Genomic DNA, 14,768 nt, shown 5'->3' on the forward strand with positions numbered 1-14,768 from the left:
GAGCAGCAGCGCGAAGCTGACGGCGGCCGGCACCGCTTGGCCCGTCGCCGCAAGCGCAAGCGGCACGGCTACCGCCGCCGCCGCGCTCAGCCAAACGACCTTGCGCAGTAAGCCGTCCGCCTGCTTCCGCCCCGCTTCCTCCGCTTGCCTGACATCGGCCCGGCGCCGCTGTTCGAATTCGGCCGCATCCCGCTCCCGCCGCCATGCCTCAACCTCGCTGCGCAGCGCGGACCAGAGCTGCTCAAGCTGCGCCTTCGTGTCCGGGATCAGCTCCGCGAACTGCGCCCTTCTGCTCGCTTCCTGATTCCGCAGCGCACCTTCCGCTTCACGATACAGCTGTTCCGCCGCCGCTGCCTGCAACGCCCGCCGGTCGCACTCGCCCTGCACCAGTTCTACTTTCCGCTCCGCCGCGGCAAGCCGGTCCCGAAAGCTTCGCGTCAGCTCCCGATCGGCTACCGTCGCCGAGAAACGGCGCAGCGCCGCATCGTCCCATTCCTGGTTAATTTGCCGAAGCGTGTGCGCGAGACGATTCCCAAGCATGTCCTGCTCATGCAGCAAATCGCGGCATGCGGCTTGACCCGCTTGGTACAGCTCCAATCGCTCAATCAAGGCGGCTGCCGCCGGTTCGGCGGCAAGCAGCGCTTCATCTACGATGATCGCTTCAATCTCCGCCTCGGCCTTGCGCAGCGCATCTTCCAACCGTTGCAATTGCAGTTCGGCAAGTTCTTCTTCCTGCAGCATCGCATCCTGCCTCGCCGCTCCGTCTTCGGGAAAGCTCGCGAACACAGGCAGCTGTTCCAGCTCGCTTATCAGCTCAAGCCGCTGTACCCAATGCTCCCGGACAGCCACCGCCTTGCCGAACAAGACGGCAGCTTCCCGCAGCGCCTCAAGACGGTTCCTGGCCTCGGCGATCGATTGTTCAACCTCGGCAAGCGACCCGCTCTGCTCATTGAAACGTCCAAGCTTCTCCTTGCTGCGCCGGATGTCGGCTTCGGTTTCTTCGATCAGCCGCAGCGTTTGGTTGATATCCTGGTTTTTGCCGCGCGGCTTGAACAGCTGATCGAGCTCTGCCGCAAGCTTCTTCTCCGCATCGGCGATGGGAGCGCCCCCACCGATACCGGCGCTGTACAAATAACCGCTGATCTGCTCCGTCTGCAGCGTGCGGATCCCTTGCAGCTCGCTTAAGCCGATCGCGAACAATTGGCGGTACAGCTCCGGGGAAACGCCTCCCAGAAGATGCTCCAGAAGTTCGCGGCCGCCTATAGCGGCAGACGAGCGATCGACGGCGCCGCCGCCTCGTACGATCGACTCATCGTCCAACCGGGTAACGCGAACATCGCCGCCGGTTTTCCTACTCGAAGCACCGTCGTTCCTGTCGTACCTTTCGATCCGATACAAAGCTCCGTCCTGATCCTCAATATGGATGTATCCGCCGTGCACGCCGCCGCGGACGGGCTCGTACCGCTCCGTTACGTTCGCCCGTGTCGGGAACCCGAACAGCATCGTCCGGATGAAAGCCATCGTTGTGCTTTTGCCGGCCTCATTCCGGCCATAGAACAGCGTCACCGGCGCGCGGAGCTCTTGCTCCTGGTCGCGCAGCGCGCCAAAACCGCCGATATGCAGCTTGCGAATGTTCATCGTTCGTCACCGCCTCCGCCGAGCAGCAGGCCAACCGCGATTTCGGCCGCTTCGTTCAGCCATTCGCGATATTCCTCCGACTCTGGAACCGGCACGAATTTGTTCGTTTTCGGCTGCTGCAGCAATCCCTCCATCGCGGTTTCGACCAAGCTGCGAAGACGCGCGGGCTCGTCCGGCGCCGCCGTTCGCCGCGCCACGCGCAGCAGCTCGCCGATGAAGCTGTCCTGTTCCAGCAGCTCGTCCATCTCGATCGGATAACCGGTCTTGGCCTCGATGGATTCCAGCCACACGAACGGAGCTTTGCCGTCCGTTTCACGCAGCGCCGCCTGATCATCGCGGTGTGTCGAAGCGAGCTCGTGCAGGAACGCAGGCTGTCGCAAACGCTCGTGGAGTTCGCCGCGTCCCGTTAACGTCAATCGGACGACCACAGGTCGACCCTCCGCCGATTCTTTGACAAGCTCCAGCCTATCCTCAAGGGCATTCTTCAACGCTTGTTCGCTAACCAAATCTTCGATCGGCATTTCTTCATGAAACCAGCGAATATCGTCGGTCGCATGGAAAGTCAGCTCCGTCCGGCCCGATTCGTACACATCGACGACGTAGCAGCCTTTAGCCCCGGTCTCGCGAACGCTTCGGCCTTGCGTATTGCCGGGATATACGATCCACGGCCCGTCATGCACGATCACGCGCGTATGAATATGCCCGAGCGCCCAATAATCGATCGGGCCGACCGCAAGCTCCTGCTTCGTGCATGGCGCATAGTTGTCATGGTTCGGATCGCCGGTTGCGTTCGCATGCAGCAGCCCGATCCGGTACAACGATCCGTCCGCTACTCCCGCCTTATCCAGGATGCGCTTCGCCAAGTTGTTCGTCACCGCCGCGGTCGGGTATGAAATCCCGTAAACGCGCGCGAGCGGCGTTCCGTCCTTGCGGCGGACGATACGCTCCTCGGCTTCCGCGGAACCGAAAAAATGCACCGCCGCTGGCCAATCGAGATGCGCCCGCGTCCCGCTTTCGGGATCATGGTTTCCGCATACGACGAAGGCCTGTATGCCGTTTGCGGCAAGCCGCTCCATCCCGCGCTGAAACCGAAGCTGCGCGCGCAGCGAACGGTCCGCGAGATCGTACACGTCGCCGCTGACGAGAACAAAATCGACCTGCTCCCGTATCGCGAGCTCGATCACGTTCCCGAAAGCGGCGAAGGTCGACTCGCGGATACAATCACGAATCGTGGGCGGCACGTGGGCCATTCCGCGGAACGGGCTGTCCAAATGCAGGTCCGCGGTATGTAAAAAACGAAAACGGTTCAAGCGTGCTCCCCTCTTTCACCTGAACGCCGTGGCATCGTTTATTCCCGGTATTCGATGTAAATTTTTTTCAATTGTTGAATCACCCGATTGAGCGAATAGGCTTTCTTCGCTTTGTCGGAGGCGGCGCGCGCCAAATGATAGCGGTAAGCCGGGTCGGCGATCAGCTGCTCCAGCGCATCGCACAGGGCATGTTCGTCCTCCGGCGGCACAAGCAGGCCGTTGATGCCGTTTTCGATTTGCTCGGAGACGCCGCCTACGTTCGTTCCGACGAGCGCGAGCAGGCATAACGCCGCTTCCGCGAACACCGAGCCGAACGCCTCCGCGCGGGAAGGCAAAACGAAAATATCGAAGAACGGCATGAATTCTTCGGGGTGCAGCATGTATCCGTAAAAAATCGTGTCCTCGTACACATTCAGGTCGCTTGCCAGCTTCTCCAGCTCTTCCCGGATCGGCCCGTCGCCGATAATGTGCAGCACATATGGAACGCCGCGGCGTTTCAGCTCCGCGCACGCTTTGATCAGAACGTCAAGACCTTTCGCAGGGACAAGCCGGCACACTGTAATCAACTGGGCCACTTCATTGTCGTGCGGGATCGGCCGAAACCGCTTTTCGTCGTAACCGTTCGGTATGACCGTGACTTCGCCTGGAGCCCGCAGATGCTGGGACAAATAATCCTTGAACGAGTTAGAGACCGTAACGATCCGGTCGACCTTGGCTTCGATTTCGCCGTAAATCGCGGATAAAAAACGATGCTCCGGTCCGCCAGGCGCGATTTTGTTATTCAGTATCAATTCGCGCTCGTAGCTGGAGTGAATCGTAATCAATACCGGCGTATCCGGAAATACTTCCTTGATCGCCAGAGCGGCAATGGGATGGTGCGCATGAATGAGATCGTAGCTCTTCTTGAGCCGGAGCTTCGTCCACCATACATAGTCGCGGTAGGTCTGTATATATTTGTCGACCGTCGCATTTCCGGCGAACGGCCGCCAGTCGAACGTTGAGAATTGTACTTCTTCGGTTCCTTTGCCGCGCACGCGTTTGGGCAGGGAGAACAGCTCCATGTCCCAGCCCAGCTTCAGGAACCTTTCTTGAATATAGGGAACCATGGAGGAAACGCCGCCCGGCTGCTCGGGCGGAAAAAATAACGCCTGTAAAATGTTCAAAGGAATCGGTCCTCCTCGAAGGATTAAAAGTCTGAAATTTCCGGAGGCAACTGCAAAAAGTTCATACGGAAGCACTAGCTTCGCTTCTTTTCGCGCCGTAGGTTTTATGATACACTAGAACATATGTTTCTGCAAAATTTTCCGAATATGTACAACATCCCGTATTCATCAGGAGATTAACCTATGAACATTGCGCAACTGCTGGCAGGATCGCATGGGCAAATGTTTGCGTCTTCCTGCATCATCGTCATTTTGCTGCTCATGCTGATGATGTCGCTCAGGCTTTATTTCAACCGGCGCAAGAAGGCTTATTTGTCATTGATTATCGCCCTCATGCTTATTATCGCACAGCACGGACTCAACATCTACATGGCGATCGGGAGCGAGCCCGCCGGCCTGTTGATCGGCGAGATCAGCCAATTCATCAAGAGCGTATCCTTCATTATGATGAATATGGCGATCTACCAGCTGTATAACCCGACAAAAAGGCGCGCCACCTCATATTTCGTTTTATTCATGTTCGTAGCGCTTATTATCGGCGCCGCGCATTATATCGACGCGATTCGAACCGAAACAAGCTATAGCGGCATCGGCCAGAGCTTATATCTTTTCGTTCTGATCGGCATCGCTTACATGATCGTTACGCCGTTTATCGGACAGCACGGCAAATACCGTACCGCCTTGGTTCTCTATACTGCGGCGCACGGTGCGTACGTTGCCAATATGCAAATGTACCACGCCGATAACCAGGCGTTGTCCGTTGCCGAGCATGTTTTGCCGATACTGTACTATACGTTCATGTTTCTTATTTTGTTCGACCGCGTTGTGGAGCTCATGCAGGCCGTTTACCGGTCTTCCATAACGGACGGGCTGACAAGCCTGTACAATCGGCGATTCTTCTATAATCGGACGGCACATCACATTTCGCAGCAGGGCAAAACTTCGGTCATCTTCTGCGATATCGACAATTTCAAGAAGCTGAACGATACGCAGGGCCATCACAAAGCCGACGGTGTTCTAAAGCAGGTCGCGGCTATCATCGCGGAGGAAACGGAGGGCATCGGCATTCCCGGCCGTTACGGCGGGGAGGAGCTGGTGGCGCTTCTGACTGATCCGAAGGCCGATGCGGCTAAAGTAGCGGAATCGATACGCAGTCGCGTTGAATCCGAATCGATCGTCACGATCAGCGTCGGATACAGCACGTACAAGGCAGGGTTAACTGCCGAGGAATTGATCAAGCAAGCGGACGCCGCAATGTACGAGTCCAAGACAACCGGCAAGAACAAAGTAACCGGGTATTCCGCAAGGAAGAAGAAAGAACATGCAGGCTAACAGCATTTGCATTAACGAAGAACAAATATTTGTTCGAGGTCGGCTTCCAGCGCATGACACAACCGTTTCGCGGCGGCCGGCCCCACTGACTTCGCGGCACGCTCCAGCAAGCTGATATACCCCCGGCTAAGCCCCGTTCGTTCGGCCAGCTCCCGCTGCGTCATTCCTCGGATCAATCGGGTTTTGACAAACTCGTCGTTTACGTAAATTTTCATCTACACCGCCCCTGTTCCCATGCTGTTCCCATTATAACCCACTTTGTTTGCTTTTGCAATCATTTTTGTTCGCATTTGCAATCGACGAGAGAATGCTGGCATTCGGTTCTATGGCGGCATTGTTTCGTGCATGACATCGTGGTATGATGAGGATGTTTACGAATGTTTACTTTTGTATACTCTGGCATACGGAGGGATGTCCATGTACTTTTATAACCAATTGAAAGACATCCGCAAACAAAAGGGTTTCACGATACGCGAGGTCGCTCACCGTTCCGGCGTTTCCGCCGCTTATATTTCGCAGCTCGAAAACGGCAATCGAGGCATTCCGTCACCCGACATTATTCAGAAGCTATCCGACGGATTGAATGTTTCCTATACCGAACTGATGAAAGCCGCAGGTTACCTGGAGGATCGACCTTCTGCCCCTTCATCGTCCGAACCGATTAATTTGCGCCGGTTTATTATGAATAACAATATGATGCTGGACGGGATCGTTTTGACGGATGAGGACAAGGAATGGATCGGCCACATGCTCACCGCGTTATTCTGGAAAAAACAGCAAAGCGAAGATAATAAGAAGGGCTATTAAAAAACCTCTCGTTCCCGGCATAACCGGTTTCGAGAGGTTTTGTTTGATCTTGCTTACGTTTACAAAACACGCTTCGCACCTATGTATTTGGGGCCCCAATAACCGCCGGACAAGCTTTTGATCGCTACTCCGTCGTCCGTTGCCGATATAAATTGATTGTTGCCGACAAAGATGCCGACATGTGAAATGGTGCTGCCCGCGGCGAAAAATACAAGATCGCCTTGTTTCAATTCGGATACGGATTGGCTCAGCTCCGCGTACATTTGTCTCGATGTTCTTGGCAGGCTGATACCATGCTTCTGATAAACGAATTGCACAAAACCGGAGCAATCGAAGCCGTTCGGGCTCGTTCCGCCCCATACGTAACGTGTTCCCAAGTAATTGCTTGCCAATTGTAGCAACTGCTGCTGCTTGCTTACTTCCGCCTTCTGCACCAGCTTCTTCTTGTCCGCTTCCGTCCATAACGGCTTATGTTCCCCGCCGTCGGTAGAAATCATCGCGAGTTCGCTGTTTTCGTTCCACTTGATGTCCACGCCGCCGATCTGCGAGAAGAAGCGAACCGGAATGTACACTACTTTTTGCGTTAGGTCGATGCGGTAGTCGAACGTCACTTTGCTGTCGTTCACAAGGGCATAGTTATCGCCCGTTTTCATGATGACGGATTGGTCGTCCTTCTTCATGATCACTCGTTTTGCGCCGCTGTCGTCCGCTTCCCATTGAATCGTATAACCGAGACTCTCCGCCGTAATTCGGAAAGGCACCTGCAATTTTTCGCTGCTGTCGATATACGCCTCGGTGTCGGACGTATTCATGAGCGAATCGTTGACCTGTACCTTGACGCCGTAAATCGGCTCCGCTGCGTACGATTCGGATGTGGCAAACAAGCCGCCTGCAAAAATTGCGCACGACAAAACAACTGCTTTGGAAAAAGTATTCAATTTGTTCCTCCTTGGTGCCTCCGAGGTTAGTTGACGGATTCGGGAAGAGGTATTCCCTAGCCTGCCGCTTGAACATAAACGGCAAACATTCACCCCAATAAAGAAGTCCCCCGTACCAGAACTTGTGCTGCTCATGGATTCGGCAATTTTTTTGACACTTCGATATTTTAGCACTATATTCCTTCTCGATCAACGCCTAATGATGTGACAATTGCTTACAATCATTTGGCAGGTCTATCGTTTAAGCCTTTGGGCATAAACCGGTTGCCATCCCGCTCTACCCCGTACGATATCGTCTGAAGGTGGCGAAGTCGGTTGTCCACCGCGGTTTTCCCAAGCTTGACCACTTGATTGTCACGGATTTCATATGGCGAAAACTGGATTCCGATGCTGCCGCGATCCAGGACTAATGATAGCAAACCTGTCTCGGCCTTCGCCTTCCGAACATAATTCGGGAACAAAAAGTTGCCGATGGAATATGCAATCGGTTTGCCGCGATAATATTCGAAGCCCTGCAGCGCATGCGGATGGCTGCCGATGACGGCATCCGCGCCTGCATCAATGATCTCCTTGGCGAATTGCCGCTGCCATGTCTCCGGCCGATGATGTCCGGCAACGCCCCAATGAATGTACAATAACAAATAATCGCAGCCTTCCCGTTCCCTGCGAACGGCTTGGATGACTTTATGCTGCTCGTAAGCATTGGCAATGCCTGCCCGATTAGGCCCCGCAAACCACTCCCCTGTCGGCAGAAAGCGGGAGACAGCCATAAATTTAACCTGATATCCGCCGATCGCAAATGTTTTTCCCGCATAAGCTTCCGCTTCGTTATGCCCTCCGCCTACATACGGCAAACCATAATGGTCCAGATGTGCGAGCGTATCGGAGAACCCTTGCTGCAGAAAGTCCATCGTATGATTGTTCGCGATCGATACCAGGTCGAAGCCGGCATCCTTTACGCCTTGCAGCGCGATCGGATCCGCGCTGTAGTTGTATATTTGATTCGTATCCTTGCGGGTGCGATTCGTCACCGAGGTTTCGAGATTCATAAAGGCAAAATCCGCCTGCTGCACTTCGCTCCTTACTTGAGTGAACGGAAATTGCGGCCCATTCTTGCGAATAGCTTCTTTAACGGAGCCGTCCATCATGGCGTCTCCGGCAAAGACGATGCGAACAGGGCGATCATTGCTTGCAGCCATGGCGGCATCAGACTGTACCTGGTACCACCCGCTGAATAACACTCCAATCAGTATGCCGATTCGGATCCCAATAATGAACGAGAGCCCCCTTTCGTAAAAACTTTATATAGCATCTGCACTGGCCGAACATATCATACGATTTTTTGCTGCAAACCTCAGTATGGTATAATAAGCCACATTGGAGATGAGAAGAAAGGCGGACGCTATGAAGGAAATCGTTTCATTAACGGGAATTAGCAAATCGTATCAAGGCACAATCGTGCTCGACGATATTTCACTCACGTTGCTTCGCCATGATACGATCGCGCTGCTTGGCGCTAACGGCTCCGGGAAAAGCACGCTGCTCCGCATCGTCGCAGGATTAACCGCAGCGTCCCGAGGGTCGCGACGTGTCTTCGACGCTTCCGCCATCATCCGGTATGTCCCCGATCGATTTCCGAAAATGAGATTTACCCCTGCGGAATATTTGTACCGATTGGGCCGGATCCAGGGCATGCAGCAGCATGCGCTGGATGAACGGATTGGCGAGCTTTTGCGGTTATTTCGCCTGGAAGGGACCGGCCGGACGTGGATTCGCGACTTTTCCAAAGGCATGCTCCAGAAGGTGGGTATCATGCAGTCCATATTGCTTAAACCCGATCTGCTCATATTGGACGAGCCGTTGTCGGGTCTGGATATCGCCGCTCAAGGTGAATTCATCGAGCTTCTGCGCGAGTTGAAGCTTCAAGGCATCGCGATGATCTTCACTTGCCATGAACCTGAGCTAGCGGAGGCGATCGCCACGAGGCGGCTGACCTTAAGCCAAGGCAAGCTGCATGAAGCAGACCGGCCGATAATCCATATGGCACAGCATCGTTCGATTTTCGAACCGTATGCCGTCATACACGCCAAACTGCCGGACCAAGCCGCCGAGATCGCCTTAAAATCGATGCCGCATATGCGGAGTTGGGAATACCTTGACGGCTTGGCGATCATGCATGTCCTAGCGGATTATAGCGATGCGACGATTGCAGCCATTCTGCAGATGAAAGGCTCAATCATATATATGAGCAAGCAAAGCGAGGAATCGGCATCATGATGAAGCTATGGCGCATCATTCCGCTATTGGCCGTCGATTACGTTCGTTCCTACCGTTATTTCGCATCGTATCTGTTCTATGTCGTCATCGTTCCTATATTGTATACGTATAAGCCGAATCCGGTATTAAGTTCTTATGCGATAAGTTCCGCCTTATTGTTCGTGGTAGCGGCTTGGCTCGGGTTCGGCTATGTACGTAACGAAGACGAAACGCAGGAACAAGTGACGTATTTGCATGTGCAAAATCCAATCTTCTATTTTATAAGCAAAATATTATTTTTGTGGCTCGTATCGTTCCCGCTTGCGCTCTATGCGATCGTGTATCCGATCGTATTCCAAATGTTCGACCGGCCGGTCAGGGCTGGCGATCTGTTCGTGGCGCTGTCAAGCCATGCCGGCCTCGGACTGCTCGGCATCGCCCTCGCCCTGCTGCTTCATCCGCGGCTTATCGCAAAAACCAGCACGGCCGTCAGTTTGTTGTTCTTGATCTTGATTGTATCGTTGGCGCAAAAAGGCATTACGGATGCTTGGCTGCCGGAAGCGTTCCAGGCGGCAGGATTGCTCATCCCGCCTGTCGGCAGCTTGATGCATGCGCTAAACAGCGACACCGAGCTGACCGGCAGTACGTTTGCCCTCATCATGACTAGCCCTTTCATATACGCCACGATCGTATGTGCCTATTATGTGAAACGGATGAAAGACAAATTGTTTTAATTGTTCAAAAATGAATTCCCGCAACACGAAGGAGCCTGTACATGATCTTATTGCCCGAACCTTATGTTGAACGAATCAAAAATCAGCTTCATGAAGAAGCCGAACAATTTTTGCAGAGCTACCGCGAACCGAGGACGTATGGATTGCGGATCAATTCGCTCAAAATATCCGAAAGCGACCAGGCAACCGAAGAGCTGAAACAGCTTTTTGACTTAACCCCGGTGTCCTGGTGTCCGACCGGTTTCTATTACGACGAGGCGGCCAGACCCGGCAAGCACCCGTATCATGCCGCGGGCTTATATTACATCCAAGAGCCTTCCGCCATGTCGGCTGCCGAGCTGCTTGACCCGCAGCCGGGCGAAGTCGTTCTGGATTTGGCCGGAGCGCCCGGCGGCAAATCGACGCAAATCGCCGCCAAGCTGCAAGGCCGCGGCCTGTTGATCGCCAATGAAATTCATCCGGCTCGGGCCAAAATTTTATCCGAAAATATCGAACGGATCGGCGTGCCCAATTGTATCGTGACGAGCGCAACGCCCGATGCCCTGGCGAAGAAGTTCCCGCAATTTTTCGATCGGATCATGCTGGATGCCCCTTGCTCGGGGGAAGGCATGTTCCGCAAAGACCCGGATGCCATAGCGGAATGGTCGCCGGCCCATGTAACGATGTGCGCCGCCCGTCAAACCGATATTTTGAATCAGGCTGCGCTGATGCTTAAACCGAACGGCACGTTAGCCTATTCCACTTGCACCTTCAATGAAGAGGAGAATGAACGGACAATTCAAGCGTTTCTGGAAAATCACCCTTCATTTTCTCTCTTGCGGACGGAACGGATATGGCCGCATCGGGAGCGCGGGGAAGGCCATTTTGTCGCCGTCTTGAGAAACAACGACGTGAATGCTTGGGAATCCACTCGTTCAAATCGGAAAATAGGTCGAGACAAACCGAAAAAAACGAATGAACTCGCTTTGTTCCAAGCTTTCGCCGAGCAGTATTTGAACAACTTTGCTCTCCCTCCGGGCGAACCCGTTCTATTCGGCGAACAACTGTACTGGCTGCCTCATGCCGATGACGGCTCGCTCGGCGCTGCCGATCTGGACGGCCTGCGAACGCTGCGTCCCGGCCTGCATTTGGCCGCCGTCAAGAAGGGACGCAGCGAGCCCGCCCATGCTTTAGCTCTGGCGCTTCGTCAGGACAATGCACTGCAAACCGTATCGTATGCCCCCGGCTCACCGGAGCTTCATGCCTATTTGCAGGGCGAAACGTTGTCCTGCCCGGAATCGCTTAAGGGCTGGGTCGTCGTTTGCGCAGGACAATTCCCGATCGGCTGGGGCAAAGCAAGCCTCGGCCAATTGAAAAATCATTATCCGAAAGGACTTCGTACGTTCGGATAACCGGCCATGCACCCTTACGATCCGGAAAACAAAGAAACGGTATCGCCTCTTCGTCCGAAGATGGGATACCGTTTCTTTACATTTTGGGCCCTTCGCAAAGTACCTGAATCTGCTTCGGAGATATACTCCACTTTGTGGGGCTACTCAGTGGATCCGTTCGACTTCAAACAGCATCTCGTCGATCAGTTCATTTTTATACATGACCGATAGGTTAAAGCTTTCGTAATCACGCTCTTTGTCCAGCTCTCGCATGAGCAGTGATGCGATCCAATCCCGATCGTCGTCCGTGCCCGGGTCGCGGAAATCGATAAACCCCGTCATCTGCCTGCTGCCGATATCGATTGTCGCCGTGCCGATCGGCAATCCGCCGTAAGCTTGTTTGTAGATTTCATAGGTCAACGTATCCCCATCGTCGCGGGCAAGGATGACGGAATATTCGTTATGCCGGCTATCATAAGAGTCTTGATCCTGCAGACCCACCCGTTCTTCTTCGAGCAGATCCAAAATATCTTCATGATCCAATTCGATCGTTTCGATAATTTCGCCTTCGAACTCGTTTTCAATCGTAAAGGAGTCGATTTCATTCTCGTCAAAATCCGATACGAGCAAATCGGTGATCTGCTCGATTTCATCTTCCGTTGGATGCAATCTCCAGTTTATATGCCCAACGACGTAAGACCCGTGCAGGTCCATAAACGCTTCGCACCATAAGAGCTGACGCTCGTCGTAAATATGGTAATGGAGCCGTTCATCAGCTTCGCCAACCAGCACGAGTTCGAAATAGGCGTCCGCTTCGTTCTCCAGCACGTCGTAATCGTTAGGATCCACATCGTTGAATTGGATTTCCTCCCGCTCCGGATATATAACATCCTCATCCTCATTGAAAAGGAATCCTGGGGTTTCCAAAATGGGGTCTTCCATAATTTCATCGATCGTACCTACGTTATTCGAAGTTACAATGACACGTTCGTAGTCGCTGTAAGTAACGAAGATATCGCATTGCTCGGCATTTAACGCCGCGACAACCGACTGCACGTAGTTCTGAAGATGCTCGATCGCAAGTTCCTTCTCATGCGCCGACAGTGACATTTTTTCCAATTGAATCGAACCCGTAACTCTGTCCCATTCCCGGTATACGAGCGTAACGGTGCCCGCATGCCGATCGTTTACGACGATGTCGAGCACTTCTCCGCCAGCTGTTTTCAGATCCGGTCTCAGTACAATATTGGCCATCTGGGCACTCCTTCGCAACCATATTTCAGTTCCATCCTTATCGTGTCCCAACGATTTAGAACTATCCCCCTGAATATGCCTAATTCTTTAAAAATGGGGTAAATGTCCAATCCATCTTCGCCTTGCTTCATACTATACACTATACCGAAAGCAAGAATAGCAACCACGAAGGACGGTTCAAAAATAGGCGATTACATCGCTTTCGGAATTCATTACCGAAGGAGGAATTGGAATGTCTGGTTGTGTAGGTGGAGCTTTCACATCGGTAGGTGTTATTCTTGTACTGTTCATCCTGCTGGTGATTGTATTGAGAGGTTGCTTTATTTAATCATGCATCCCAGCCAAAAAAGCATCGACGCGAAGTCGATGCTTTTTCCTTAGTCCTTTTCTTTTAGGACAAGCAATATTTCTGAAGCGCATGATGTACGCCGTCCTCGTTGTTCGTCGCCGTCGTATCGTCTGCAGCTTGCTTCACCGGTTCCGGCGAATTCGCCATCGCGATGCCGAGTCCTGCAAATTCCAACATAGCGAGATCGTTATAATAGTTGCCGATCGCGAGCACTTCGCTGCGGTCGATGCCCCGGCTGCCTGCCAGAAGCTTCAAGGCGCTTCCCTTCGACGCGAGGGGGTGCATGACATCGATAAAATAATCGCCGCTGCGGATTCGGTTCAGCGGAAGGTGAAGCTCCCGCCAGTCTTGTTCGACGCGATCCATCGTTTCCTTGGTGCCGAAGGCCGTCATTTTCACAAGAGGCTCGCGCAAGTCCGTTACCGAGCTCAATAAAATCGGCTCGGCCAAATACTGCTCGTACATCGCTTTTTCAGTGTCCGAGATTCGTTCCAGGTACATATCGAACGGCGTATTCAGGTCAAAATGGATTTTGTTCTCCCGGCAATAGCGGATCAGCGGCATCGCTTCTTCAACCGTAAACGGGAAATGATGAAGCAGCCGCCGGCCGGCCGATTCGATGGTCGCCGCCCCGTTATGCGTGATCACCGTTCCTTCCAAGCCGAGCATTGCAAGGATGGGCAGCGTGCTGCTTGGGTTTCGCCCGGTGCACAGCACGATTTCCGCTCCGCGCTTCGCCACGGCTTGAACGGTTTCCTTCGTTGACTCGGTTAGTTCATGATGATCGTTAATTAGCGTTCCGTCGACATCCAGCGCTATCAGTTTGTACTTCATCTCTGTCTCCACTCCGCCTTCGTTTGATATACGGTTAAAGCTGACCGTGCTGCTGAAGCTCCGAAAGCTCGGTTTCGGTTAACTCCCGGTATTGCCCCGGGGACAAATACTCATCCAGCAGCAGAGTCCCCATCGTCATCCGTTTCAGGAAAGTCACCTTCTTGCCGACCGATTCGAACATCCGCTTCACCTGATGGAATTTGCCCTCCATAATCGTCAGCTCGATTTTGGATACTGCCTGGCCGCCTTCACCTTGTACCGACAAAATGTTCAGCTTCGCCGGCATCGTTACATAACCGTCATCCAGCGTTACGCCTGCTTCGAAAGCAGCGGCGTCGCTTGCATCCACCATCCCGGCAACTTCGGCAAAATACATTTTGGGCACATGCTTGCGCGGCGACAGCAGATTATGCGCCAGCTTGCCGTCGTTTGTCAGCAGCAGCAGTCCCTCCGTGTCTTTATCCAGCCTGCCGACCGGAAAGGGATTGTAGATCCGATACTCACGCGACAGCAGGTCGATCACGGTGCGGTCGCGCAAATCCTCGGTAGCCGAAATGACGCCTTGCGGCTTGTTCATCATCAAATAAACGAATTCGCGGTAAACGACCCGTTCGCCGTCCAGCTCGAGATGGTCCTCATACGGCTTTACCTGCACGCCGCTGTCGGCGACGGTTTTGCCGTTAACGGATACGCGCCCTTGTTTGACGATTTTTTTAATCTCGCTGCGCGATCCGAAACCCATTTTGCTTAATATTTTATCCAGTCTTTCCGTTGTTTTCATTG

At 53.5% G+C, this 14,768-nt stretch carries 15 protein-coding genes and 1 riboswitch; of the genes, 6 read left to right on the plus strand and 9 right to left on the minus strand.

The annotated features are described in order from the left end of the window. The 3 genes from AC0LWM_RS00005 to AC0LWM_RS00015 all read right to left on the minus strand — a co-directional run. On the minus strand, window positions 1-1,638 hold a 1,638-nt coding region (locus tag AC0LWM_RS00005; RefSeq protein ID WP_474672842.1), incomplete at its 3' end, for an AAA family ATPase. Then, complete coding sequence (locus AC0LWM_RS00010; RefSeq protein WP_474672843.1) at window positions 1,635-2,948, minus strand: metallophosphoesterase family protein; 1,314 nt, start codon at window positions 2,946-2,948, stop codon at window positions 1,635-1,637. The genes AC0LWM_RS00010 and AC0LWM_RS00005, both read right to left, overlap by 4 nt. Before the next feature lie 38 nt (window positions 2,949-2,986). Further along, window positions 2,987-4,111, minus strand: a complete 1,125-nt coding sequence (locus AC0LWM_RS00015; protein ID WP_474672844.1) for a glycosyltransferase family 4 protein — start codon at window positions 4,109-4,111, stop codon at window positions 2,987-2,989. Window positions 4,112-4,294: 183 nt separating this feature from the next. Here AC0LWM_RS00015 and AC0LWM_RS00020 point away from each other — a divergent pair, with 183 nt between their 5' ends. Further along, window positions 4,295-5,443, plus strand: a complete 1,149-nt coding sequence (locus tag AC0LWM_RS00020; RefSeq protein WP_474672845.1) for a GGDEF domain-containing protein — start codon at window positions 4,295-4,297, stop codon at window positions 5,441-5,443. An 11-nt stretch (window positions 5,444-5,454) separates the two neighbouring features. On the opposite strand, the gene AC0LWM_RS00025 is transcribed toward AC0LWM_RS00020, so the two are convergent. Next, entirely contained in the window at window positions 5,455-5,658 is a 204-nt protein-coding gene (locus AC0LWM_RS00025; RefSeq protein WP_474672846.1) for a helix-turn-helix domain-containing protein, read from the minus strand. A 202-nt stretch (window positions 5,659-5,860) separates the two neighbouring features. Between AC0LWM_RS00025 and AC0LWM_RS00030 the strand changes: the two genes are divergently transcribed. Then, window positions 5,861-6,250 carry a helix-turn-helix domain-containing protein gene (locus AC0LWM_RS00030; RefSeq protein WP_474672847.1) on the plus strand — a complete coding sequence of 130 codons (390 nt, stop codon included), beginning with the start codon at window positions 5,861-5,863 and terminating at the stop codon, window positions 6,248-6,250. A 59-nt stretch (window positions 6,251-6,309) separates the two neighbouring features. Here AC0LWM_RS00030 and AC0LWM_RS00035 read toward each other — a convergent pair whose 3' ends face one another. Together AC0LWM_RS00035 and AC0LWM_RS00040 are read right to left on the minus strand one after the other, a co-directional pair. Continuing rightward, window positions 6,310-7,188 (minus strand): C40 family peptidase, encoded by an 879-nt coding sequence (locus AC0LWM_RS00035; protein ID WP_474672848.1) that lies wholly within the window; start codon window positions 7,186-7,188, stop codon window positions 6,310-6,312. Then, a riboswitch (cyclic di-AMP (ydaO/yuaA leader) is annotated at window positions 7,189-7,343 on the minus strand. A gap of 66 nt (window positions 7,344-7,409) precedes the next feature. Then, window positions 7,410-8,387 (minus strand): CapA family protein, encoded by a 978-nt coding sequence (locus tag AC0LWM_RS00040; protein ID WP_474672849.1) that lies wholly within the window; start codon window positions 8,385-8,387, stop codon window positions 7,410-7,412. Between the two features lie 205 nt (window positions 8,388-8,592). Between AC0LWM_RS00040 and AC0LWM_RS00045 the strand changes: the two genes are divergently transcribed. The 3 genes from AC0LWM_RS00045 to AC0LWM_RS00055 are packed head-to-tail and all read left to right on the plus strand — an operon-like array spanning window position 8,593 to window position 11,569. Further along, window positions 8,593-9,465 (plus strand): ABC transporter ATP-binding protein, encoded by an 873-nt coding sequence (locus tag AC0LWM_RS00045; RefSeq protein ID WP_474672850.1) that lies wholly within the window; start codon window positions 8,593-8,595, stop codon window positions 9,463-9,465. Next, window positions 9,462-10,178: a hypothetical protein gene (locus AC0LWM_RS00050; RefSeq protein ID WP_474672851.1), complete on the plus strand. Its 717-nt coding sequence runs from the start codon at window positions 9,462-9,464 to the stop codon at window positions 10,176-10,178. The genes AC0LWM_RS00045 and AC0LWM_RS00050 overlap by 4 nt, the downstream gene beginning before the upstream one ends. A 41-nt stretch (window positions 10,179-10,219) precedes the next feature. Continuing rightward, window positions 10,220-11,569, plus strand: coding sequence for an RsmB/NOP family class I SAM-dependent RNA methyltransferase (locus tag AC0LWM_RS00055; protein ID WP_474672852.1), 1,350 nt, complete (start codon window positions 10,220-10,222; stop codon window positions 11,567-11,569). A gap of 144 nt (window positions 11,570-11,713) precedes the next feature. Here the strand turns inward: AC0LWM_RS00055 and AC0LWM_RS00060 are convergent, their stop codons facing one another. Next, window positions 11,714-12,802: a hypothetical protein gene (locus AC0LWM_RS00060; protein WP_474672853.1), complete on the minus strand. Its 1,089-nt coding sequence runs from the start codon at window positions 12,800-12,802 to the stop codon at window positions 11,714-11,716. Window positions 12,803-13,034: 232 nt separating this feature from the next. On the opposite strand from AC0LWM_RS00060, the gene AC0LWM_RS00065 reads away from it, so the two are divergent. After that, window positions 13,035-13,130 carry a YjcZ family sporulation protein gene (locus AC0LWM_RS00065; protein WP_474672854.1) on the plus strand — a complete coding sequence of 32 codons (96 nt, stop codon included), beginning with the start codon at window positions 13,035-13,037 and terminating at the stop codon, window positions 13,128-13,130. A 63-nt stretch (window positions 13,131-13,193) separates the two neighbouring features. Here the strand turns inward: AC0LWM_RS00065 and AC0LWM_RS00070 are convergent, their stop codons facing one another. Both AC0LWM_RS00070 and AC0LWM_RS00075 read right to left on the minus strand, forming a co-directional pair. Continuing rightward, complete coding sequence (locus tag AC0LWM_RS00070; protein ID WP_474672855.1) at window positions 13,194-13,985, minus strand: Cof-type HAD-IIB family hydrolase; 792 nt, start codon at window positions 13,983-13,985, stop codon at window positions 13,194-13,196. A 34-nt stretch (window positions 13,986-14,019) separates the two neighbouring features. Beyond that, the gene (locus tag AC0LWM_RS00075) at window positions 14,020-14,766 is read right to left on the minus strand and encodes a pseudouridine synthase (RefSeq protein ID WP_474672856.1); all 747 of its coding nucleotides are present in this window, start codon (window positions 14,764-14,766) and stop codon (window positions 14,020-14,022) included. Between the last annotated feature and the right edge of the window lie 2 nt (window positions 14,767-14,768).

It is taken from the genome of Paenibacillus sp. sgz302148, from assembly GCF_056120465.1.